Annotated in this window: 25 protein-coding genes and 1 pseudogene; 4 read left to right on the top strand and 22 right to left on the bottom strand. The window is 41.3% G+C overall.

The window, feature by feature from the left end; all coding sequences use genetic code 11:
- Window positions 1-96: 96 nt before the first annotated feature.
- The 18 genes from QP439_RS07890 to QP439_RS07805 form a co-directional block, all read right to left on the bottom strand.
- The gene (locus QP439_RS07890; RefSeq protein ID WP_084927565.1) at window positions 97-666 is read right to left on the bottom strand and encodes a GNAT family N-acetyltransferase; all 570 of its coding nucleotides are present in this window, start codon (window positions 664-666) and stop codon (window positions 97-99) included.
- A gap of 212 nt (window positions 667-878) precedes the next feature.
- Window positions 879-1,883 (bottom strand): PhoH family protein, encoded by a 1,005-nt coding sequence (locus QP439_RS07885; protein WP_261039278.1) that lies wholly within the window; start codon window positions 1,881-1,883, stop codon window positions 879-881.
- Between the two features lie 85 nt (window positions 1,884-1,968).
- Entirely contained in the window at window positions 1,969-2,184 is a 216-nt protein-coding gene (locus QP439_RS07880; RefSeq protein ID WP_001232083.1) for a YozE family protein, read from the bottom strand.
- An 8-nt stretch (window positions 2,185-2,192) separates the two neighbouring features.
- Entirely contained in the window at window positions 2,193-3,047 is an 855-nt protein-coding gene (cvfB, locus tag QP439_RS07875; RefSeq protein WP_045606314.1) for an RNA-binding virulence regulatory protein CvfB, read from the bottom strand.
- Window positions 3,048-3,106: 59 nt separating this feature from the next.
- Window positions 3,107-3,664, bottom strand: a complete 558-nt coding sequence (frr, locus tag QP439_RS07870; RefSeq protein WP_001262225.1) for a ribosome recycling factor — start codon at window positions 3,662-3,664, stop codon at window positions 3,107-3,109.
- Between the two features lie 8 nt (window positions 3,665-3,672).
- On the bottom strand, window positions 3,673-4,410 hold the full coding sequence (gene pyrH, locus QP439_RS07865) for a UMP kinase (RefSeq protein ID WP_000002996.1): 738 nt from the start codon (window positions 4,408-4,410) through the stop codon (window positions 3,673-3,675).
- A gap of 83 nt (window positions 4,411-4,493) precedes the next feature.
- Window positions 4,494-5,828, bottom strand: a complete 1,335-nt coding sequence (trmFO, locus tag QP439_RS07860) for a methylenetetrahydrofolate--tRNA-(uracil(54)-C(5))-methyltransferase (FADH(2)-oxidizing) TrmFO (protein WP_285389264.1) — start codon at window positions 5,826-5,828, stop codon at window positions 4,494-4,496.
- 134 nt (window positions 5,829-5,962) lie between these two features.
- On the bottom strand, window positions 5,963-6,841 hold the full coding sequence (gene rsmI, locus QP439_RS07855; protein ID WP_285389261.1) for a 16S rRNA (cytidine(1402)-2'-O)-methyltransferase: 879 nt from the start codon (window positions 6,839-6,841) through the stop codon (window positions 5,963-5,965).
- Between the two features lie 2 nt (window positions 6,842-6,843).
- Complete coding sequence (gene yabA, locus QP439_RS07850) at window positions 6,844-7,161, bottom strand: DNA replication initiation control protein YabA (RefSeq protein WP_000358227.1); 318 nt, start codon at window positions 7,159-7,161, stop codon at window positions 6,844-6,846.
- 191 nt (window positions 7,162-7,352) lie between these two features.
- The gene (locus tag QP439_RS07845; protein ID WP_285389257.1) at window positions 7,353-8,243 is read right to left on the bottom strand and encodes a DNA polymerase III subunit delta'; all 891 of its coding nucleotides are present in this window, start codon (window positions 8,241-8,243) and stop codon (window positions 7,353-7,355) included.
- Window positions 8,240-8,878, bottom strand: a complete 639-nt coding sequence (gene tmk, locus QP439_RS07840; RefSeq protein ID WP_285389255.1) for a dTMP kinase — start codon at window positions 8,876-8,878, stop codon at window positions 8,240-8,242. The genes QP439_RS07845 and tmk overlap by 4 nt, the downstream gene beginning before the upstream one ends.
- Window positions 8,879-9,107: 229 nt before the next feature.
- Entirely contained in the window at window positions 9,108-9,905 is a 798-nt protein-coding gene (gene proC, locus QP439_RS07835) for a pyrroline-5-carboxylate reductase (protein WP_285389252.1), read from the bottom strand.
- 3 nt (window positions 9,906-9,908) lie between these two features.
- Window positions 9,909-11,171, bottom strand: coding sequence for a glutamate-5-semialdehyde dehydrogenase (locus QP439_RS07830; RefSeq protein WP_285389249.1), 1,263 nt, complete (start codon window positions 11,169-11,171; stop codon window positions 9,909-9,911).
- A gap of 9 nt (window positions 11,172-11,180) precedes the next feature.
- Window positions 11,181-12,290, bottom strand: a complete 1,110-nt coding sequence (proB, locus tag QP439_RS07825; RefSeq protein ID WP_265473245.1) for a glutamate 5-kinase — start codon at window positions 12,288-12,290, stop codon at window positions 11,181-11,183.
- 97 nt (window positions 12,291-12,387) lie between these two features.
- The gene (locus tag QP439_RS07820; RefSeq protein ID WP_285389247.1) at window positions 12,388-14,286 is read right to left on the bottom strand and encodes an MBL fold metallo-hydrolase; all 1,899 of its coding nucleotides are present in this window, start codon (window positions 14,284-14,286) and stop codon (window positions 12,388-12,390) included.
- Window positions 14,287-14,288: 2 nt separating this feature from the next.
- Window positions 14,289-15,176 carry an RluA family pseudouridine synthase gene (locus tag QP439_RS07815; protein ID WP_285389245.1) on the bottom strand — a complete coding sequence of 296 codons (888 nt, stop codon included), beginning with the start codon at window positions 15,174-15,176 and terminating at the stop codon, window positions 14,289-14,291.
- A complete protein-coding gene (gene lspA / locus QP439_RS07810; protein ID WP_143952208.1) occupies window positions 15,166-15,627 on the bottom strand; it encodes a signal peptidase II in 462 nt (153 codons plus the stop codon). Before lspA ends, QP439_RS07815 begins: the two co-directional genes overlap by 11 nt.
- Window positions 15,624-16,532 carry a LysR family transcriptional regulator gene (locus QP439_RS07805; protein WP_261018754.1) on the bottom strand — a complete coding sequence of 303 codons (909 nt, stop codon included), beginning with the start codon at window positions 16,530-16,532 and terminating at the stop codon, window positions 15,624-15,626. The genes lspA and QP439_RS07805 overlap by 4 nt, the downstream gene beginning before the upstream one ends.
- On the opposite strand from QP439_RS07805, the pseudogene QP439_RS07800 reads away from it, so the two are divergent.
- Window positions 16,525-16,596 (top strand): annotated as a pseudogene (locus tag QP439_RS07800) (AraC family transcriptional regulator); the annotation flags it as partial. The gene QP439_RS07805 and the pseudogene QP439_RS07800 overlap by 8 nt on opposite strands.
- 166 nt (window positions 16,597-16,762) lie before the next feature.
- On the opposite strand, the gene rpmA reads toward QP439_RS07800, so the two are convergent.
- From rpmA to QP439_RS07780, 4 genes are all read right to left on the bottom strand, one after another.
- Window positions 16,763-17,056, bottom strand: a complete 294-nt coding sequence (gene rpmA, locus QP439_RS07795) for a 50S ribosomal protein L27 (protein WP_000916509.1) — start codon at window positions 17,054-17,056, stop codon at window positions 16,763-16,765.
- 16 nt (window positions 17,057-17,072) lie between these two features.
- The gene (locus tag QP439_RS07790; protein WP_000613699.1) at window positions 17,073-17,417 is read right to left on the bottom strand and encodes a ribosomal-processing cysteine protease Prp; all 345 of its coding nucleotides are present in this window, start codon (window positions 17,415-17,417) and stop codon (window positions 17,073-17,075) included.
- Between the two features lie 15 nt (window positions 17,418-17,432).
- A complete protein-coding gene (gene rplU / locus QP439_RS07785) occupies window positions 17,433-17,747 on the bottom strand; it encodes a 50S ribosomal protein L21 (protein WP_000109141.1) in 315 nt (104 codons plus the stop codon).
- Between the two features lie 274 nt (window positions 17,748-18,021).
- A complete protein-coding gene (locus QP439_RS07780; protein WP_261445244.1) occupies window positions 18,022-18,714 on the bottom strand; it encodes a YoaK family protein in 693 nt (230 codons plus the stop codon).
- Window positions 18,715-18,867: 153 nt separating this feature from the next.
- Between QP439_RS07780 and QP439_RS07775 the strand changes: the two genes are divergently transcribed.
- From QP439_RS07775 to QP439_RS07765, 3 genes are all read left to right on the top strand, one after another.
- Window positions 18,868-19,851, top strand: coding sequence for a Gfo/Idh/MocA family protein (locus QP439_RS07775; RefSeq protein ID WP_285389216.1), 984 nt, complete (start codon window positions 18,868-18,870; stop codon window positions 19,849-19,851).
- Entirely contained in the window at window positions 19,841-20,923 is a 1,083-nt protein-coding gene (locus QP439_RS07770) for a DEAD/DEAH box helicase (protein WP_285389213.1), read from the top strand. The genes QP439_RS07775 and QP439_RS07770 overlap by 11 nt, the downstream gene beginning before the upstream one ends.
- A 535-nt stretch (window positions 20,924-21,458) precedes the next feature.
- Window positions 21,459-21,839 (top strand): hypothetical protein, encoded by a 381-nt coding sequence (locus QP439_RS07765; RefSeq protein ID WP_223330095.1) that lies wholly within the window; start codon window positions 21,459-21,461, stop codon window positions 21,837-21,839.
- Window positions 21,840-22,167 lie beyond the last annotated feature (328 nt).

Genomic DNA, 22,167 nt, shown 5'->3' with positions numbered 1-22,167 from the left:
TATCAAAAAAGAAAGGACTAAATCTGTCCTTTCTAGAGCTTAGCTTTTCTTCAACCCACTACAGTTGACAAAGAGCCAAAATTTCTTTTCAACTGCTTATTTATTTGCAAAATAGTCTTCCTTGGTCAAGACATAATGAACTCTTGTAACGATTCGGCCTTCTTCATGCTGGTCCATACAAGCATATGGTTCTGCATGGGAAAAACGCATGCCTGATTTCTCCATGACCTTTCCAGATGCAGGATTGTCCTTATCGTGAAGGGCGGTCAACTTGTTCATTCCAACCTTCTCAAAAGCAAGCTCAATCACGGCACGATTGGCTTCTGTCGTCAAACCTTGATTCCAATATTTTTTATTGATAATGTAACCAATAGCTGCCTTCTTAAGAACAGGATCAATCTTGTGCAAATCAATGGTTCCGATAAATTTGCCATTGCTTTTTAGTTCTATTCCCCAACGTCCTAAGGGATTGGCCAAGTAGAACTGAGCAATATTATTCTTGGTTTCTTCCAAGCTTTGATTGGTGGGAAAAGTGTAACGTGTATTATCCTTGTCCGAGGAATAGTCAAACATTGCTTCCGCATCATCCAAAGTTACAGGTCTAAGCAATAAACGCTCAGTCTCCATTATTGGATACTGGGATAGTTTTAAAAAGATTGATTCCATAGGATTCCACCACTTGAAAAGTTTCTAATCTCATACAAGGATATTGAATAAAACATTTAAAAAGCAAACTTATAGTAGATTGAAATAAGATATAAACAAATCAATCAGGAAAGTCAAATTAATTTCTAGAAATGTTTTAGTAGTCACAACGTACTATTCTAGCTTCAATCAACTATAGATTTAGCATTGAGATAACTTTAAGTACAAAAGAACTATCCTTCAGATAGAGGTTGAGGCTCTAATTCTTCACTCTCTTCTTTTTTAACTGGAGATGGTTCATAGGCTCGGATAATTTGAGCGACAACTGGATGGCGAACCACATCCTTGGCTGAAAAATGAACAAAGTCAATCTGGTGAATATTCTTGAGTTTCTCTTGAGCATCAATCAAACCAGACTTGACATTACGTGGCAAGTCAATCTGACTAATATCTCCATTGACAATCATCTTAGAATTAAAGCCTAAACGCGTCAAGAACATCTTCATCTGCATGATGGTTGTATTTTGCGCCTCATCGAGAATGACAAAGGCATCATCCAAGGTCCGTCCACGCATATAGGCAAGGGGCGCAATCTCGATAATTTCACGCTCCATAAGACGAGTTGTTTGGTCTTTCCCCAGAATCTGGTACAAGGCATCGTAAACAGGTCGAAGGTAAGGATCCACCTTCTCCTTGAGATCACCCGGAAGAAATCCAAGACTCTCTCCTGCCTCAACTGCTGGACGAGTTAGGATAATCCGCTTGACTTGCCCACGTTTAAGGGCTGTCACTGCCAAGGTCACTGCGAGAAAGGTTTTCCCTGTCCCTGCAGGCCCAATTCCAAAGGTCACATCGTGCTGTTTGACACTGTCAACATACAGTTTTTGACCCAATGTTTTAACACGGATAGGCTTCCCAGTATTATCCTTAATGATTTCTTCTTCGTAAAGGGCGACAAACTTGTCAATTTCATCGTTTTTGACCATGCTAATCGCAGTCACCACATCTGGCGTGCCAACGGTCATTCCCCGATTGACCAAGACCATCAAAGCCTGAATAACCTGACGAGCTTCCTCACAGGTAGCCTCTTCTCCCAAAACCTGCACAATCTCCGTACGAGCATGAATCACCACATCAAGCTCTTCTTCCATCAAACGAAGATGGCGTTCATTGGAACCAAAAAGATGAAACAGGTCATCTGGATGACTCAGTTGAATGTCAATTGAATGTTCCTTCAAATAAAGAACCTCTCTAATCCTTTTATTTCTTTTTATTATAGCAAAGGGATGGAGAAATTACTAGCCCAAACCCAGTGAATAAATGCTAGTGTTCTATGTATTCTTGCCAGATGGCATCAAAGTCACCTAGGTTGAAAGAGAAACTGGCATGCTCTTCCAAAAAGCGACTCACCTCATCAAAATCATCTGTGTGTTTTGGGAAGGCTGACTCTTCAAAGGCTAGATCTGCCAAGATAGCCTTGGGACTGTTACTTTTAGGATTGCGCTCAGTCATGAGCCAAGTGTAAAATGATTTTCTCATAAGTCTCCCTAAATCAATTCAGTCCCAAACTGGTCTTGCTTGATTTTGCCAGCCTTCATCAAGCCACCGAGTGCTTTCTTAAACTGACCTTTAGAAATGCCAAAGGTTGCCTTGATGTCCTCAGGGGATGACTTATCGTTTAAGGTCATGAAACCGCCATTGCTTTCCAAGTAAGTCAAAATCATCTGGGCATCATTTTCCAACATCTCAAAAGAACGTGGTTTGAGGGAGAGGTTCAGAGTGCGGTCCACTTCACGGAAACCAATGACACGCGCATCTAGAACTTGCCCCAAACGTGGTTCTGCGTAGCGCTCACTAGGATGGATAAAACCAAGCATGTTATTTTCTGGCAGGTAAACAAAAGTTCCTGACAGCTTGAGGCGGTAAACAATGGCTGGCCAGTTTTGATTCTGCATGTTGTTGTAGGCAGGACGAGCCAGACGTTGGAAGTCTTCTTGATAAGCCAAGAGTCCCCAGATACGGTCTTTCTTGTCCACTTCAAGACGGATGTAGAGTTGGTCGCCCTTCTTAGGCCAAAGTTCCTTAAGCTCAGGTAGAATATCGAGTGACACAACGATTTCCTTGTCAGGAAGGCCTGTATCCACAAAGACACCCAAGTCTTTACGAACTTCCGTTACAGTTCCCCAACCAAATTGGTCCTGAGTGGCAGTCACTTCTATGGTTGTCAGGCGGAGTTTTTGCTTCATATCCGTGTATGCAAAACCTTTGACCGTATCCCCTACTGTATGTTGACCTTCTTCCTTAGCAAGAGCATAGGTTTGACCATCCTTTTGCACAAAGTAAAAACGGTCGTTTTCATCGATGATCAGTCCAACGATAAAACTTGCAAGATTTGTATTCATATTTCCTTCTTTCGAATAAAACTCAGCCAGCAATGCCAACTGAGTTTTTCTGTTTATTTTTAGACTTCCAAAAGTTCTTTCTCTTTGTTGGCAGTCATGTCGTCGATGTGTTTGACAGCATCGTCTGTTACTTTTTGAATGTCTTTTTCAAGAGTCTTCAATTCGTCTTCAGTGATTTCTTTTGCTTTTTCTTGTTTCTTAGCTTCGTCCATAGCATCGCGACGGATATTGCGGACAGCCACTTTTGCATTTTCGCCAACCTTCTTCACTTCTTTAGCAAGGTCACGACGAGTTTCTTCTGTGAGAGCAGGGATAACCAAACGAATCACAGAACCGTCGTTAGCTGGTGTGATACCAAGATCAGAAGCGTTCAAAGCACGTTCGATGTCTTTCAATGAAGACTTGTCAAATGGTGTTACCAACAAAACACGCGCTTCTGGAATCGTAATTGAAGCGATTTGGTTAAGAGGAGTTTCTACTCCATAGTATTCTACATGTACACGGTCAAGCAAGCTTGCATTGGCACGGCCAGCACGGATACCACCAAATTCACGAGCAAGTGATTGGTGAGACTGGGTCATTCTCTCTTTAGCTTTTTCAATAATTGCGTTAGCCATATTCTTTCTTATTCCTTTTCTTCGATATTATTTGAAACTGTTGTTCCGATATTTTCACCAAATACGACACGTTTGATGTTGCCTGGTTGGTTCATGTTGAAGACAACCAAGTCAATGTCGTTATCCATTGAGAGGGTTGAAGCTGTTGAGTCCATGATACGAAGACCTTTATTGATAACGTCACGGTGGGTCAATTCTTCAAACTTAACGGCTGTCTTGTCTTTCTTAGGATCGGCATTGTAAACACCATCGACACCGTTTTTAGCCATAAGAATAGCATCTGCTTCGATTTCAGCTGCACGAAGGGCCGCTGTTGTATCTGTTGAGAAGTAAGGTGAACCAATTCCGGCACCAAAGATAACGATACGGCCTTTTTCAAGGTGACGAAGGGCACGTCCACGGACATAAGGCTCTGCCACTTGTTGCATGGCAATAGCTGTTTGAACACGTGTATCAACCCCAACTTGTTGCAATGAATCTGCCATCACAAGAGCATTCATAACAGTCCCAAGCATTCCTGTGTAATCTGCCTGAACGCGATCCATACCTGCTTCTGCTGCAGGTTCTCCACGCCAAAGATTTCCTCCACCAATAACAAGGGCAATTTCGATACCTAAGCTATGAACTTCTTGAATCTCTTTTGCGATTGTTTGAACTGTTTGGATATCAATCCCTACGCCACGTTCACCGGCAAGGGCTTCACCTGATAACTTGATTAAAATACGTTTATACTTGGGATTCGCCATTTTCACTCTCCTTTTTTTATCCTACCTATTTTATCACAATTTCTAAGATTTTTATAGTATCATGAGCAATTCTTTCAAAAAAATTAGACTGTTAAAAATTCCTCTAAGTCACTAAGGGCACGCTCTGCAATTTTTTCATAACGAGCCTTCTTATCACGGATACGTTCGCCTTCCAACTCCTTGATAATTCCGAAATTGACATTCATTGGTTGGAAATGTTTGCTGTCCGCATGGGTGATGTAATGAGCTAAGCTTCCAATCGCTGTTGTTTCTGGGAAAATAGCCTCGCTTTCTCCCTTGAAGAGTCGAGCAGCGTTAACACCTGCAACTAAACCTGATGCTGCTGATTCAACATAGCCTTCCACACCCGTCATCTGACCAGCAAAGAAGAGATTTGGTTGTTTCTTAGAACGGTAAGTCTGTTCAAGAAGATTTGGTGAATCCATGTAAGAATTGCGGTGCATAACACCATAACGAACAAATTCAGCATTTTCAAGACCTGGAATCATTTGGAAGACACGCTTTTGTTCTCCCCATTTGAGGTGGGTCTGGAAACCAACAATATTGTATAGGCTACCAGCTGCATTATCCTGACGAAGCTGAACCACCGCATAAGGGGTTTTGAATTCTCCATCACGAGGTCCTGTGTAGTCGTCTGGATACTCCAAACCGACTGGTTTCATAGGACCATAAAGCATAGTTTTAATGCCACGTTTGGCCATAACTTCGATTGGCATACATCCTTCAAAGTACTTTTCTTTTTCGAAAGAATTAAGCGGTGCTTCTTCTGCATTGACTAAGGCTTCATGGAAATCCATAAACTCTTGCTTGGTCATGGGCGCGTTGAGATAAGCGGCTTCTCCCTTATCATAACGAGATTTGAGATAAACCTTGCTCATATCGATAGTGTTGACATCGATAATCGGCGCTGCCGCATCGTAGAAATAGAAGCCATCGCCATCATTAAGGGCATGAATATTTTCAGCCAGGGCATCACTAGTCAAGGGACCAGTCGCCACAACTGTAATAACATCTGTCGGCAATTCTGTAATTTCATCACGAACCACTTCAATCAAGGGGTGGTTGGCCACTTTTTCGGTCACCATTTGGGAGAAACCATCACGGTCCACCGCAAGGGCTCCTCCAGCGGGAACACGTGTAGCCTCAGCAGATTCCAAAATAACAGAACCCAAGCGACGCATTTCTTCCTTGAGAAGCCCGACAGCATTTGTCAAAGCATCCCCACGAAGGGAATTAGAACAAACTAACTCAGCAAAATTGTCTGTTTTGTGCTGGGGTGTTGACTTGACACCACGCATTTCATAAAGTTTAACTGGAATACCACGCTCTGCGATTTGGTAGGCTGCTTCAGAACCTGCCAAACCAGCACCGATAACATTGATATAAGATTGAGACACGACACTAATACCTCTTTGGGTGGAACCTAAGTTCATATCAAAACAAGGCACTGGCTTGTTTAACACCCACAAATCTTTCTATTTTTTTCTTCTACTAGTATAACAAAAAAAGGGAAGAAGGCAAACTTCCCTGTTTAGTCATTTTCTTGTTTTTCTTCCCATTCATGGTAGGCAGCATAGAGTTGACTCTTATTCCACTGGTAAATCTTAGCTATTTCCTTGATAGCTTGATTTTTCTTCATGCCTTGCTGGATGCGGGCTTGGATTTCTGAAAACAAGTCCTCCTCGTCTTTTTCCTCCACATCTTGGCTGGCGCCTTCAACAATGAGAAGGCATTCTCCCTTAAGTGGTGTTTCAGAGACGCTTTCTAACAACTCAGAAATTGTACCTCTTTGGTATTCTTCATAGATTTTGGTCAATTCCCTGACCAAGACGACCGAGCGGTCACCATAGACTTCCAACATATTTTCCAACGTATCTGCTACACGATGAGGCGATTCATAGAAAATTTGTGTTTCAGGATAATCTTTTTTCGAGTCAAAAAATTGCTTTTGCTGGCCTGACTTTCTGGGTAAAAAACCATAAAAGATATGTGGCTGTGGCGCTAAACCACTGGCAATCAAGGCAGAAATTCCTGCAGAGGCACCTGGAACAGTCACAACCGCAATTTCTTCCTCAATGGCAGCCTTAACCAAATCATGCCCTGGGTCAGAAATACTAGGCAGACCCGCATCGGATACCTGAGCAATACTTTGTCCTGCTTTCAGGAAATCAATCAAATCAGGAATTTTTTCTTTGGCATTGTGCTCATGAAAACTGATCTGCTTGGTGGAAATATCAAAATGCTTGAGCAAAAGCCCTGTATTGCGCGTGTCTTCAGCAGCAATCCAATCCACTTCTTTCAAGGTCTGGATAGCTCGAAAAGTCATATCATCTAGATTGCCAATCGGCGTTGCCACTAGATACAGCTTGCCATAGGGAGACTGTCCCTTAAAACTTTTTTGAATCTGCATGCCTACTCCCTGTATAACAACTCATCACAGAACATACATTCCTCGTCCTGCTCTCGACGTTGACCATAAAAATCATTACAAACGTGAAAACCATCTTTATAAATGCGACGAACACTTTCTCGTACATGCTTGGCCTTGACGGGAGCGTCTGCTTCCACCTCACCCAAGCGCTCGCGCAACTTACTATTTTCCAAGCGAAGAGCTGTATTTTCCTCTACTAGGCTCTTGAGATTTTTCTTGATGGCTTCCACATCGGCTAAGGTTACCAATAACTGTTGGGAAAAATCATCCAGCGCGTCAAATAATTCTTTTTTGTCCATAAAACAGCCCTTTCCTTTCTATATCGTTCATTTTTAATACTCAATGAAAATCAAAGAGCAAACTAGGAAACTAACCGCAAGCTGCTCAAAGCACTGCTTTGAGGTTGCCGGATAAGACTGACGAAGTCAGTAACATCTATACGGCAAGGCGACGTTAACGTAGTTTGAAGAGATTTTCGAAGAGTATGAGTTTATATTTCTTCTAATACCAGATATTCCATGGCATTTTGAAAGCTGACATTAGCTTGCCACATTTTTCTAGCTTCTAGCAAATCTTGTAGAATCACCCTTACTCTTGCTTGTAGGATATCTTGTCCACAGAGAACTTCAAGAATCCGTAAAACCTGATCTTGTTTTTCCTTATCATCTGCCAAGCTAGCTAGTTTGGCAACTTGCAAATAACTTTCTTTTTTCTTAGCCACTAACCAAGTCATCAGGCGTTCACTTTCATCGACCAAGGTCCAAAAACTTACCTGATTTGCCAACTTTTCTGCTTCAGCTCGCGATTGACTAAACTGGGCTAAAAGAGTTGCTTTTTTCTTGACCAGACCTGCTTGTTCTAATTGATGGACGAGTTTTTCTGCTTGTTTTTTAAAGTGAAAAATTTGCGTCCGACTGCGGATTGTTGGTAAGATCTTTTCCTCATCGCTGGTCAAGAAGAAAATGTAAACCTCACTCTGGGGTTCTTCGATGACCTTGAGCAGAGAATTGGCTGCATTAGGATGCATTTTCTCAGCTTGCTCGATAATAAAGACCTGTTGCTGACTTTCAATCCCTGCTTGGGAAAACTGGCCCACCAATTCCCGAATGCGTTCTGTCTTGATGACCTGATTGACTGGCTTAATTAAGGTAACATCGGGAAATTCTCCCTGTTCAATAAGCTTACAATTCCGACATTTCTCACATGGCAACACACCTACTTTATCCGTACAAAAGAGGCTCTTAGCTAGAAATTGAGCCATTTCCAAGCTTCCAAAGAAACCTGAAAAGAGATAGGCGTGATTGAGCTGGTCTTGTTCTAGGATACGTACAAAGCGGTCAAACTGGTCTGGCTGCCAAGCCTTTAGTTGATCTTGTTTCATTTAGCTAATCCCATTCTATCAAACAAGACAGCCTTGGTAGTTTCCACAACTTGCTCCAATGGAAGACTCGCATCAATCTTGACAATGCGATTTCCTTCTTTTTCCAGGAGAGAAAGATAACCTTTACGAACTTTTTTATGCAAGTCCAAACCTTCTAAGTCCAAACGATTGACCTCACGATTGCTATTAGCAGCAATGCGAGCTAGTCCTTCTTCCACCTCGATGTCAAAATAGAGTGTCAAATCGGGTTTAAGGCCATCTGTCGCAAACTGGTTAAGCCAGTCAATGGCGTCAATATCCAAGCCACGACCAAATCCCTGATATGCAAGAGAACTATCGATGAAGCGGTCCATAATGACCAACTTGCCAGCTTCAAGTGCTGGAAGAACTTTTTCCACCAAGTGCTGTCTGCGACTAGCAATATAAAGAAGCAACTCTGTCTTCGCATCCATCTGAGTATGACTTGGATCCAAAATTACTTCCCGAATCTTCTCTCCTATCAAGACACCTCCTGGTTCACGGGTCGTCAGCACCTCTACTCCTTTTTCCTCTAAAATTGGTAGCAGAGTCTCTAAAACACTGGTCTTTCCTGCTCCCTCTGGTCCCTCAAGAGAGACTAAAAATCCTTTTGACATGTCTAACTCATTTCTTTTTTACTACTTCTATTCTATCAAAAAAATGGGGGTTTGTGGCAATCTTTTTTGTCTTCTCATTTAATACTCAATGAAAATCAAAGAGCAAACTAGGAAGCTAGCCGCAGGTTGCTCAAAACACTGTTTTGAGGTTGCAGATGGAAGCTGACGCAGTTTGAAGAGATTTTCGAAGAGTATCAGCCACCATAAAAGAGGCAGACAAAACTACCTCTTATTTACCTAGTTCTTGTGTTCGTTTGTAGGCTTGACCAACTGCATCCATGACCGTTCCTCGAAAAGCATGCGCTTCTAGGCTTGCTACGCCTGCAATAGTCGAACCGCCTGGGCTACAGACTTGGTCTTTCAAGACCCCAGGATGCTCTTGGGTTTCTAGGACCAATTGACCAGCTCCTACCACAGTTTGAGCCGCCATTTTCAATGCCGTTTCTCTTGGTAATCCTGTCTGAACACCTGCATCTGCCATGGCCTCAATAAAGAGATAGACAAAGGCCGGTCCACAACCTGCAAGACCTGTCGCCGCGTCTATTAATCCTTCTCCCAGTTCAACCAAGAGACCAGCCTTAGTTAAAAGCTGACAAAAGAGCTCACTGTCCTCAGCCCTGCAATTAGAAGACAAGGCATAACTAATCACTCCTTGTCCGATAGAAGCAGGGGTATTAGGCATCATACGAATAATTCGGTGCTGACTTGGAAGAAGACTAGCCAGTTTTTCCAAGGTCAATCCAGCTGCCATGGAAATCAAAAGAAGACTTTCTCGTTTTTCAAGGATGGTCTGATATTGAGAAAGCAAGTCTGAGAACTGAGCAGGCTTCACTCCTAGAAAAATCACATCTGCTTCTGCGAATATTTCTTCATTGCTGGAAGCCTGACCGCCAAAGTCAGCAATGAAAGCATCCACCTTGGCTTGACTACGATTGGCAAGGAGAAGGTCATCACCCGTCTTAGCCTGCAAAACAGCCTTGGCCAAGCTAGCACCCATATTCCCCAAACCGATAAATCCAATCTTCATCTCTTACTCCCTTATCTGTCCGTCACCAGTAACCACATACTTGTAGCTGGTCAACTCCTTCAAGCCCATTGGACCACGCGCGTGCAATTTCTGAGTAGAAATCCCCATTTCACAACCAAGACCAAATTGGCCACCATCGGTAAAACGAGTTGAGGCATTAACATAAACCGCTGCAGAGTCCACTTGATCTGTAAAGTAAGCAGCAGCTTCAGCATTTTCCGTCACAATGGCGTCCGAATGATGAGTACTGTGAGCCTCAATATGGGCAACCGCTTCTTCTAAACTGCTCACAACCTTAACAGCTAGGACATAGTCTAAAAACTCGGTGTCAAAGTCTTGTGCTTCAGCTGCGTGACCTGAAACAAACTGACTTGCTGTGCTATCTAGGCGGAATTGAATTGGTTCCAACCCAGCTTCTTTTCGATTCTCAACCAGCACTTGCTCCAAGCGAGGAAGGAAGCTTGCTGCCTTGACTTCATGAACCAGCAAAACCTCCATGGCATTGCAGACAGAAGGACGACTGGTTTTGGCATTGTTGATGATAGACAGAGCCTTGTCTTCATCTGCATCCTTATCCACATAGACATGGACAATCCCAGTCCCTGTCTCGATAACTGGTACAATAGCGTTTTCAACCACTGCATTGATCAACCCAGCTCCTCCACGAGGAATAAGAAGGTCTAGATAGCCCTTGGCCTTCATCATGGCATAGCTACTTTCACGGCTGGTATCTTCCACCAGTTGAATCACATCTGGGTGAATAGTAGTCGTCTCCAAGCCCTTCTTCAAAGCTGTGACAATAGCATGGGCAGTTTGATAGGCATCCTTCCCACTACGAAGAACAACCGCATTTCCACTCTTGAGAGCCAAAGCAGCCGCGTCAGACGTCACATTTGGACGGCTTTCATAGATAATACCGATAACCCCCATAGCTACACGTTTTTTGGTGATAACCAAACCATTTTCAAGATGACTTTTTTCTAAAACTTCACCTATTGGATCTGGTAAAGCAACCACTTCACGAATCCCAGTTGCCATTGCTTCTATACGCCCTGCATCCAAATAAAGACGATCCAGCATCACATCTGAGATTTTACCCTTAGCAGCTTCCATATCAAGGGCATTGGCCGCCAAAATCTCCTCTGTAGCTGCCACTAAGTGATCAGCCATGGCTAACAAGGCTTGGTTTTTCACCTCTTCACTAGCTGTGTTGATCGATTTTTTAACAGCCTGTACCTGTTCAAATTGTTCTTGTGTACTTACCATAGTTTACCTCTAAAATTCTGTAAAGAGTAGTTGGATTTCAGGAGTAATGGAAATCCAGTCGTCACGATGAATCAAGACACCCTTGGCTTTTTGAGAACGCAACATATCCTCCAAAGCAGATGCTCCAAATTGCACGCGTCCTTTTCCAAGTGATTTTCCACTTTCCTTGTCAAATACTGTCACGATATCACCGTAAGAAAAGGCGCCTTCTGCTTCAACAACACCAGATAAAAGGAGACTCTTGCCATGTTGAGAGAGAGCTTCTGCAGCTCCTTTATCTACCCAAATAGAACCTTGACTCTGAGCATAAAAAGCCAGCCATTGTTTCTGGGTACGAAGTCCCTTCTCTTGCGCAACAAAGTAGGAACCATCCTTGGTCTCCTCAGCCGCCTCAATCATTGCATCTGACTTCAAGGATGAGCAAATATAAACAGGAACTCCTGATTCCGTCGCGATAGTTGCAGCTTTGATTTTGGTTAACATGCCACCTGTACCATTAGACGAACCTGCTCCACCGGCCATATCAATAATCTCACGATTGATAGTCTCGATTTTCTCCAAGCGTTTGGCTCTTGGATCTGAATTAGGATTTCCTGTATATAGACCGTCCACATCTGTCAAGAGGACTAAAAGGTCTGCTTGGACCATGGCCGCTACCTGGGCACTAAGAGTGTCATTGTCCCCAACCTTGAGCTCATCAATAACGACACTGTCATTCTCGTTGATGATAGGAATTGCCCCACGACTAAGTAGAACTGACAAAGCCTGATGGGCATTTTTATAACGGCGCTTATCCACAAAGTCATCCTGGGTCAGCAAGATTTGTGCAGAAACGATTTGGCGCAAGAGAAGGTTGGTCGTGTATTCTTCCAACAAAAGCCCTTGTCCTACCGCTGCTGAGGCCTGTTTATCAGCAATCTTAGTCGGACGCTTTTTAAATCCTAAGGCTCCAAAACCAGCAGCAATGGCACCCGACGACACCAAAATCAACTCATGACCAGCTTCGTGCAACATAGCCAATTGCTGGGTAATAGCCTTTACCTTACTACGTGATAAACTTCCATCCTCATTCGTCAGAGAAGAAGTCCCCACCTTAAAGACAATCCGTTTGAATTTCATAGTCTCACTCCGATTCTTCATATTTATCCATTATAACATGAATGGCAGGAAATAGAAAAGAGTTGATAGGAAAAAGAAGGCCCTAAAACCTTCTTTTTTACTGCTGTTCTGATTCCGATTTATTTGCACTTGTTTCAGTGCTTTGTGAAGTTGAAGAAGTCAAATCTTGACTAGTTGAAGAACTTGTAATACTTTCGTGTTGACTCGTTTCTTTATTTTCAAGATCTTTTTTCACTACTTCATTGGATTCTTTTATTTCTGAGTTACTTGTATCTCTAGTTGTAGCAGATTTCTCTACCGGAACATCCACTAACCAGGCACCACTTGAATCAACAGTATAGCCTTCTGGTGTCTTACCGTTCACAAGTAATTGACCATTTTCTTTCAAGAAGTACCATTTATCCTTGTCTTTAATCCAACCAACAGCTCGTGAACCGTCTTCCTTATAGAAATACCAATCATTTGCCTTTTTAAGCCAGCCTTGCTTCATAGCTCCTGATTCTTCTAGATAGTAATGATGACCAGAAACTTCTATCTCGCCTGTCTTCATGGTACCAGTAGAATCCATATAGTACCAGGTTTCTTTATCTTTTACCCAGCCCGTTTTCATTTCCCCTGATTGAGCGAAATAATACCATTGCCCCTTATATTGAAGCCAACCTGTCTTCATAGAGCCATCAAAATCCAAATAATACCACTGTTCTTTATCTTGAATCCAACCAATTTCCATCTGGTTTTCTTTGTTAAAATAATACCAGATTCCAGCGATTTTCTTCCAATTTTTTGCAGCAGCACCAGAGTCTGTCAAATAAAACCAACGATTGTTCCATTTTTTCCATTGATTCTGTAACAAGATACCCGTTTGATTGAAGTAATACCAGTCACCCTTGATTTCATTCCAACCGACAGCATACTCTCCTGTAGAATCAGGTGCTTGATACCACCAGTTTCCATAAGCACTCTTATGCCAACCAGCTTGAAAACTTGGAATATGCTTGTAGGAAGTTGAAATATTGACAAAACCATCTTGTCGAATATCAAAAACTGTCGCATCATAGTCTTTGCTGGCTGCGTTTATATGTTGAATTCCCATTGATTCAATCCAGCTAATATATTCCCTATCTATTTCTTGACCGCTATCATACGAACCAATTGGTGAGGAGGAAGTTTGAACAATTATCTCAGGAGACAAATTTCTTATAAAATTTTTTGTATTAGAATTTTTTGTATCTAAATGATGGTTAAACTTCATCAAATCAACTTTTCCAATAAGAGAACCGTACTTGTCTTCTGCTCCATGCACATTATCTAAGTCACCCCCAAGGTAAATTTTCTTGCCATTGACTTTCACTACACTAATCAAGGAATTGGAATTATCATCCCAAACAGGTTTAAGATTTCCATTCTCATCATATTCATTTTCATAATTATAGAGCTGAATATCCATGTCCCCAAACTGAAAATGAGCATCTCCTTGTGTGATGTTTTGAATCACTGAAACACCTTTTTCTGCGGCAGTCTGTAAAACCTTATCATAGCCATACAGATTATCCCAAAGACGTTCAGGCTTAGTAATACGATTATCACTATATTTTTTAAGATAGACTCGGTCAACTGGATAGGTAGACAGTAATTCATCAACATTTCCAATATGATCGCTGTGAGTATGGGTAACCAAAATAAAATCAAGCTTTTGGACACCCAATTCCTTCAAATGACGAAAAACACGGTCTGTCAGAACATGCTTATAAGTGGTATTGATACCCTGTCTCCATGGATAACGAGAATCACTTCCATCTGGAAAGTCATAATCTTCTCCTGTATCCACCATGGCAAAATGTCCATTGCTTTCAAGAATAATCGCATCACTACCACCTTCATGAACATTTATAAAGTGGATTTTATTTCCTGAACTTTCTTGAGCTTGAACATTCCCATACCATGATAAACTTAAAAAAGTGCTTGCAAGTGCTAAACTAATCAATTTCTCTTTCATTCTTACTTTCTCAATCTCTCCAAGGTTTCCTTAAAAATCTCTGGGATATCTGCTGAAAATTCCATGGTCTCACCTGTTCTCGGATGAGTAAAACCTAAAGTCTTGGCATGAAGAAATTGCCCATGCCCTTTCAGAGTCTTGCGAGGGCCATAGACTTCATCCCCAGCGACTGGATGGCCGATATAAGCCATGTGGACACGGATTTGATGAGTGCGTCCTGTCTCCAGTTGCAACTCTACCAAGCTGTAATCACCAAAACGTTCCAAGACGTGGAAACGGGTCACTGCAGGCTTCCCTTTAGCAGTCACAGCCTGTTTCTTACGATCTTTTTCACTACGGCCAATCGGCGCTTCAATCACACCGCGATCATTAGGCAGATTTCCATGAACAATCGCCCAATATTTGCGGAGAGACTTTTTATCCTTGAGTTCTTGGGCAAGCGCTATATGCGCCTCATCATTTTTAGCAATCATGAGAAGGCCTGACGTATCTTTATCAATACGGTGAACAATTCCTGGACGCAGAACCCCATTGATACCCGACAAGTCCTTAATATGATACATAAGGGCATTTACCAGAGTTCCACTAATATGACCAGCACTCGGATGCACAACCATCCCCTGAGGTTTGTTAACGACAGCCACATCCTCATCTTGGTAGATGATTTCTAGTGGAAGATTCTCAGCCACATACTCTAAAACCTCTGGTTCTGGCACATGGTAAGTGACGATATCGCCCTCTTGGACAGTGTATTTAGCTTTCTTGACTTGGCCATTGACCAAGACCTGACCTGATTTAATTTGTTCATTCGCGAGACTGCGTGATAATTCTGTCAAATCCGACAAAGCCTTATCTAAACGCAGGCCACCAGTTTCAATTTTAATTTCCATTTATTTCCTCTTTTAGCATTGCAATCAATAAAATAATCACTCCAACCGTCAGATAGCTATCTGCCACATTGAAAATTGCAAAGTTGATAAAGTCAAGGTGAAACATATCCACAACAAAGCCCTGACTCACCCTGTCAATAAAATTTCCAAGACCACCTGCGATAATCAAGGTCAAACCCAAGACCATCCAGAGTGAGTCCTCCATGTGCTTATGTAGATACCAAATGGCACCTACCATAACGACCAGTGTAATAATAGCAAATAAGAACTGCTGATCTTGTAAGATAGAAAAGGCTGCCCCTCGATTTTGCAGGTAGGTCAAACTAATAAAATTGGGAATCCAAGAGCGCACTTCACCCAGTGGAATCTGCTGGACGATATAGGATTTAACTAACTGATCCAGCGCAATCAAAAGCAGTACAATGACTGCCACTATTCCTCTTTTTTTCATGATTTCCTCTTTTGATCAAAATATTCTTGCATGACTTCTACGAAGAGAGTCCCAGCTTGACTAAGCTCCACCTCTTCACGTTTAACATAGACCATGCGATTATCTAGGTTATCCCTGAGACGAATAACTGTAATGCCATTGACACTATCACTATCTAAAAATCCGGAACCTGTTGCATAGGCGTCCGTCCGCTCCAAAATACCATTCAAGGTAGCACGGTCTGTCACATTAAACATCTGTGAGCTAGCACTAGTATCGACAAAATTCTCCGAATAATAAAGGTACTCGTCCTTTTCCTGCGTAAAACGAACTGTCGGTAGATCCGCTAAATCTTCCATGACCAATTCCTCTTTCTGAGCCAAAGGATGCCCCTCACGGAGATAAATGTGGGTATGGAAGGGAATCAATTCAATGACCTCCAGACCTAGCTTTTCAACCCGTTGCATGATCCCCTTTTTATTTTGATTGTTGAGGTAGATAATCCCAATCTCACTATGCCCTTGCGCTACTTCGTCTAAGATTTGAACAGTAGTTGATTCAAAAATACGAAAGTTCTTATAGTCAGGATAGCGCTCTGAAAAAGCCGTAATGGTTGGTGGCAAGAAGTCATAGTGCTGACTAGCAATGGAAAATTCATCCTTTTCTTCCTCAGGATTGGCATACTGATTTTGAAAAATATCAAATCCCTTGACCAATTCTTGCGCTTTTTCATAGAATTCCATACCACGACGGGTCAAGAAAGTTCCTGAGCTGGTCCGACGGAAAATCTTAAAGCCCAACTCTTTTTCCAAATCACGAACAGAAATAGACAGACTCGGCTGGCTTACATACATCTTTTCAGCAGCTTCACGGAAAGTACCACTATTGGCAATGGCAACAACATAGCGTAATTGTTGAATGTTCATCTTCTACCCCCAACTTCTTTATCTTTTCATTATACCATATTTTAGAAGTTTTCCATCGAAGAAAAATAATGTCACTCATAAAATTCATCTACACTAAGAACGAAAAAATCATGGGTATCAAAACAAAAAAAGAGGCTCTCCGAAAACTCGGAAAGCCTTAGTTTATGCTACTTCTAGCTTCCTCGCCTTTATATTTCAAGGCTCGGGATAAAAAGGTTCACTGGACCTTTTTATTTAGCGATTGGGTAAACAGAAACTTGTTTTTTATCGCGTCCTTTACGTTCAAAGCGTACTACGCCTTCAACTTTAGCGAACAAAGTATCGTCTCCACCACGTCCAACGTTTACACCTGGGTAGATGTGTGTACCACGTTGACGGTAAAGGATTGATCCACCTGTTACAGTTTGTCCGTCAGCTGCTTTAGCTCCAAGACGTTTCGCTTGTGAATCACGTCCGTTTGATGTAGAACCTCCACCTTTTTTGTGGGCGAAAAGTTGCAAGTTGTTAAGAGTCATTTTTAACATAATGTTTTCCTCCGTGTTAGTTTTCTGTGATAACTCTGGTTTGGACGAACTCAGAAGAGTTCTCCGATAAGTTTGCCATACCTAAGAAAAATGATTCAAAGAATAACTGGGTCATTTCTCTCTGGTGTGAAGGAAGATCTTTTGGAATTTCAACCATCAGATAGCCACCTTCATCTTCGTTTAATTCTAGGATTGGTTCATAGCCTGCAAATTTCTCAATAGAATTGATAAAGTTAATGGCAAGCGTAGAAACCGATGCACACACGACATCTAAGCCGTATTCGCCACTCTCGGCGTGTCCAGTAATTTCCGCACTCCTCAGCTCGCCATCTTCGGCTCTCTCAAAGACTGCTTGTATCATGTGTTCTCCTTAAAATTAAGCGTTGATTGCGTTGATGACAACTTTTGTATATGGTTGACGGTGACCTTGTTTACGGTGGCTACCTTTTTTAGGTTTGTACTTGTAAGTAACAACTTTCTTTTGTTTTCCTTGTTTTTCAACAGTTCCAACTACAGTAGCTCCAGCAACAAGTGGAGTTCCGACAACAGTGTTTTCACCACCAACAAGAACAACTTCGTTAAAAGTAACTTCTTGACCAGCTTCAACGTTCAATTTTTCAACGTAAACTGCTTGACCAACTTCAACTTTAACTTGTTTTCCGCCAGTTTTGATAATTGCGTATGTGCTCATTATGCACCTCCTATGATTTTTATGGGTTTCCCCGAATTTTTTGTGAAGACTCGCCTAGCATCGTGGGACGAACCACTTAAAAGAAGAGCTCTAAGTATAACAAAGAATAAACTAGGAATTGAGCCGAAGGCATAACTTATGTTAGGCAAGGCGACAATGACGAAGTTTAAATTTGTTATACGACGAGCAACGATGTTCGTGCGGTTGCACAGGAACGTGCATAGTCAACTCTTCAAGTATAGCATATCTCCTATTTTCTTACAAGTAATAACACCTAAAATGAAGCTTTTTCTTTTACTTTTTTCCGCCACGAGGCAAAAAGCATACTGAGGTAAAAAATACTCATCATAATAGGAACACCAAGAATAGTCTTTTCATGATAGAAAATCGTCAAATAGGCTGAAAAGACAACGCCAAGGACAAAACTACTAAGCAGGCTAACAAATATAAATCCTTCACGCAAAAAAGGTGTGTGCTTGGTTCGGAAATAATCTCCAAAAGCCAGCATGGTCCGCTTGATATTTCCTGTCATAAAAGCGTTATTATAGGCAATACCCGACACTTCTCCAAAAGCAGTTGTCACCAGTCCCATACAGAAGGCCAAGGGTGGTACTAGATAGATATTATCCACAGTTTGCGGCACAAAACCAATAATGATTGATAAGATTGCCAAAGGAATCAGTGACAGAATCGGTTTTTTCACAATTCTCAATTTTTCCTTATAAACAGTTAATAAAAAGACCCCCATCATAAAAGCTAGCAAGGTGAGAACCTTGTCCCTAACATCTGAAACATTATTTTGGATTAATTCTACTGAAAGAAAGACGACATTCCCAGTTTGTCCAGCTACAAGAGTGTTCCCTCGCACAATAAACGTATAGGCATCTACATAACCTGCACAAAAAGTCAAAAAAAGCGCTAGCCTCTTAGACTGACGTGATATTTTTCTTATCGGTAATAACCTCATTTTCCCTCCCATTTCATTTACTCATCTCATTATTGTACCACTTTCTTTGGAAAAGACCTAGTAGCTTATTTGAAATTTTTTCCCCTCTGTTGGATAGTCCTGTCTATCTATGTTATAATGAAAGAAGGATTTGAAATTGGAAAAGGAGTAACTATGCTTAAATTAGGTGTCATCGGAACAGGGGCTATCAGCCACCACTTCATAGAAGCAGCCCATACCAGTGGAGAATACAAGCTGGTCGCAGTCTATTCTAGAAAACTAGAAACTGCGGCAACCTTTGCTTCTCGCTATCAGGATATCCAACTCTTTGATCAATTAGAAGACTTCTTCAAGAGCTCCTTTGATGTGGTCTATATTGCCAGTCCAAATTCCTTGCATTTTGCTCAGGCAAAAGCTGCCTTGTCTGCAGGTAAACACGTCATTCTTGAAAAACCAGCTGTCACTCAGCCACAAGAATGGCTAGATTTGAGACATACAGCTGAGAAAAATCACTGTTTTATATTCGAAGCAGCTCGCAATTACCATGAAAAAGCTTTTATAACTATCAAAAACTTTTTAGCAGACAAGCAAATTTTAGGGGCAGATTTCAACTATGCTAAGTATTCTTCCAAAATGCCTAACTTGTTGGCTGGGGAGATACCAAATGTCTTTTCAGACCGTTTTGCTGGTGGAGCGCTTATGGATTTGGGAATTTATCCTCTCTACGCTGCCGTTCGTCTCTTTGGAAAAGCTCAAGACGCGACCTATCAGGCTCAACAGCTTGACAATAGCATTGACTTAAATGGAGATGGAATCCTCCTCTACCCTGACTTTCAAGTTCATATCAAGGCTGGGAAAAACATCACTTCCAATCTTCCTTGCGAGATTTATACGACAGATGGCACCTTGATCCTCAATACCATCGAGCATGTTCGCTCGGCTATTTTTACCGACCATCAAGGTAATCAAGTCCAACTCCCTATCCAACAGGCTCCTCATACGATGACTGAGGAAGTCGCTACATTTGCACACATGATCCAGCAACCAGATCTGAATCTCTACCAAACTTGGCTGGAAGATGCAAGTTCAGTTCATGAGCTACTATATACCATGCGCCAGACTGCTGGCATTAGATTTGAGGCAGAAAATGAAAACTAAACTACCGACCGAGTGGCAAGAACTGAGTGACCAACTCGGTTTCCAAGAATTTACCCCCATTCAAACTCAACTATTTGAGCCCCTTCTTGCTGGAGAAAACCTCCTAGGAGTGAGCCCAACAGGAACTGGTAAGACCCTAGCTTACCTTCTACCAAGTCTTCTCAGACTACAAAAGAAAAAAGCCCAACAACTCTTGATTCTAGCACCAAATACTGAGCTTGCTGGACAGATTTTTGATGTATGTAAAACGTGGGCTGAAGCTATCTGCTTAACTACCCAACTCTTCTTATCAGGTTCGAGTCAAAAACGTCAAATTGAACGACTCAAAAAAGGACCAGAAATTCTGATTGGAACCCCTGGCCGTATCTTTGAACTGATTAAATTGAAAAAAATCAAGATGATGAATGTGGAAACCATCATCCTGGATGAATTCGACCAATTACTAGATGATTCTCAGATACACTTTGTCGAGAAAATTACTCACTACGCACCTCGTGACCACCAACTTGTCTATATGAGTGCGACAACCAAGTTTGACCAAAAGAAGATTGCGCCTAACACACGTACCATTGATCTCTCTGACCAAAAATTGGACAACATCCAGCACTTCTACATGCAGGTAGATCAACGTCACCGAGTGGATATGCTACGAAAACTGGCTCATGTAGAGGATTTCCGAGGTCTTGTCTTCTTTAACAGCCTATCAGACCTTGGAAGTGCAGAAGAAAAACTACAGTATCGGGATATCTTGGCTGTTTCCCTCGCTAGTGATGTCAATGTCAAGTTCAGAAAAGTCATCTTAGAAAAGTTTAAAGACAAGCAACTAACCCTACTTCTCGCAACAGACCTTCTGGCTCGTGGAATTGATATCGATAGCCTCGAATGTGTCGTAAACTTTGATGTTCCTAGAGATAGCGAAACCTACACTCACCGTGCTGGCCGTACTGGTCGTATGGGCAAGGAAGGTTACGTTATCACTCTCGTCACTCATCCAGAAGAAACCAAAAAACTTAAGAAGTTTGCAAGTGTACGAGAAATTGTCCTAAAAAATCAAGAACTCTATGTAAAATAAAGCCCTCATTGAGGCTGGGCAAAAAGTCTTTAAAATCAAAAACGCATAATATCAGGTATTGAACCTTGATATTATGCGTTTTATTGTGGGAAATTTTACTTCATTTTCTCCTAAAATTGAGTTTTTATCTAGCCTCTTTTTTGTAAAACTACATAAGATTCGTAGTAAAAAAACTCTCCAACTATTTTATTATACCATATAAATTAATAAATAAATAGACTTGTTTTTTTATTTTTTTGACGTATACTAATAATAGAAAACGCTTAAAATTAAATAAAAGGAGATTTTATGAGGAAAGTAAATAAGGACATTTTATTCTTAACCGGAATCATAGTTTTATGTTTTGGTTTTTTATTATTTCACATCAACCCCTATTATGCTGGACCCGATGAGACACTGAAAGGAAGAATAAATTTATTCTTTTGGCAGCTATATTGGAGACCTATAGGAACTCTCAGTATCCTTTCGGGTTGCATTATGACTTTCAAAGGATTGAAAAAATAATCTTTTGATCATGAAGAATAGACATTTTTTTATGATTAAATTGAAATTATTGTTTTTCTCTGTTCTATCAAATCTATTTTTCTTAGTCACAACATCTACGGTTTTTGCTGATGTCTATCCTTGCACAAATTATGAAATTGTATCTAATCGTGTTGTAAAAGATATCAACACAGGAGAGTTATTGTCATTTTATACGACTGAACTTAGAGACGCCTATTTAGAGTCTAAATCTACGTATCAGACTCGTTCTAATGCAACTGGTGTTGCAGACTATAGAACTAGCTCCTCTCACTCTTATAAGAGCAGCGCTACATCAGGATCTCTAAGTTCAACTGCTTATGGTGGAAAAGCTGGAGCTACCCTAACTTTAAGTGCAGCTGTTAGCTTTTCTGCTCCTGAGTCTGGATTTTGACTTAGTTTAAATCACTCAGTATCCCATAACGTACCACCCTACACTTATGGTTACATCAGGCTAAAAGCATCTTACATAGTAAATGTTCGTAAACTAGAAGTTAGATACTTAGGAACTAACAAATGGGTTCCAGCTGGTGAAACCTCTACTATATCGAATGTTAGTGTTTGGAGCGAACTAGTCACTTGAAAATAACTTATTAGATGGATCTGGACTTTATCAGGTCTATCTTTTTATTTTTTTAAAAAAAGGGCTCTTTGTCAACTGTAGTGGGTTGAATAAAAGCTAAAACCGAGAAAGGACAAATTTCGTCCTTTCTTTTTTGATA

Origin of the sequence: Streptococcus sp. UMB1203 (assembly GCF_030217725.1) — a bacterium.
Classification (GTDB): domain Bacteria; phylum Bacillota; class Bacilli; order Lactobacillales; family Streptococcaceae; genus Streptococcus.
This window is presented reverse-complemented; position numbering and strand designations above follow the sequence as displayed.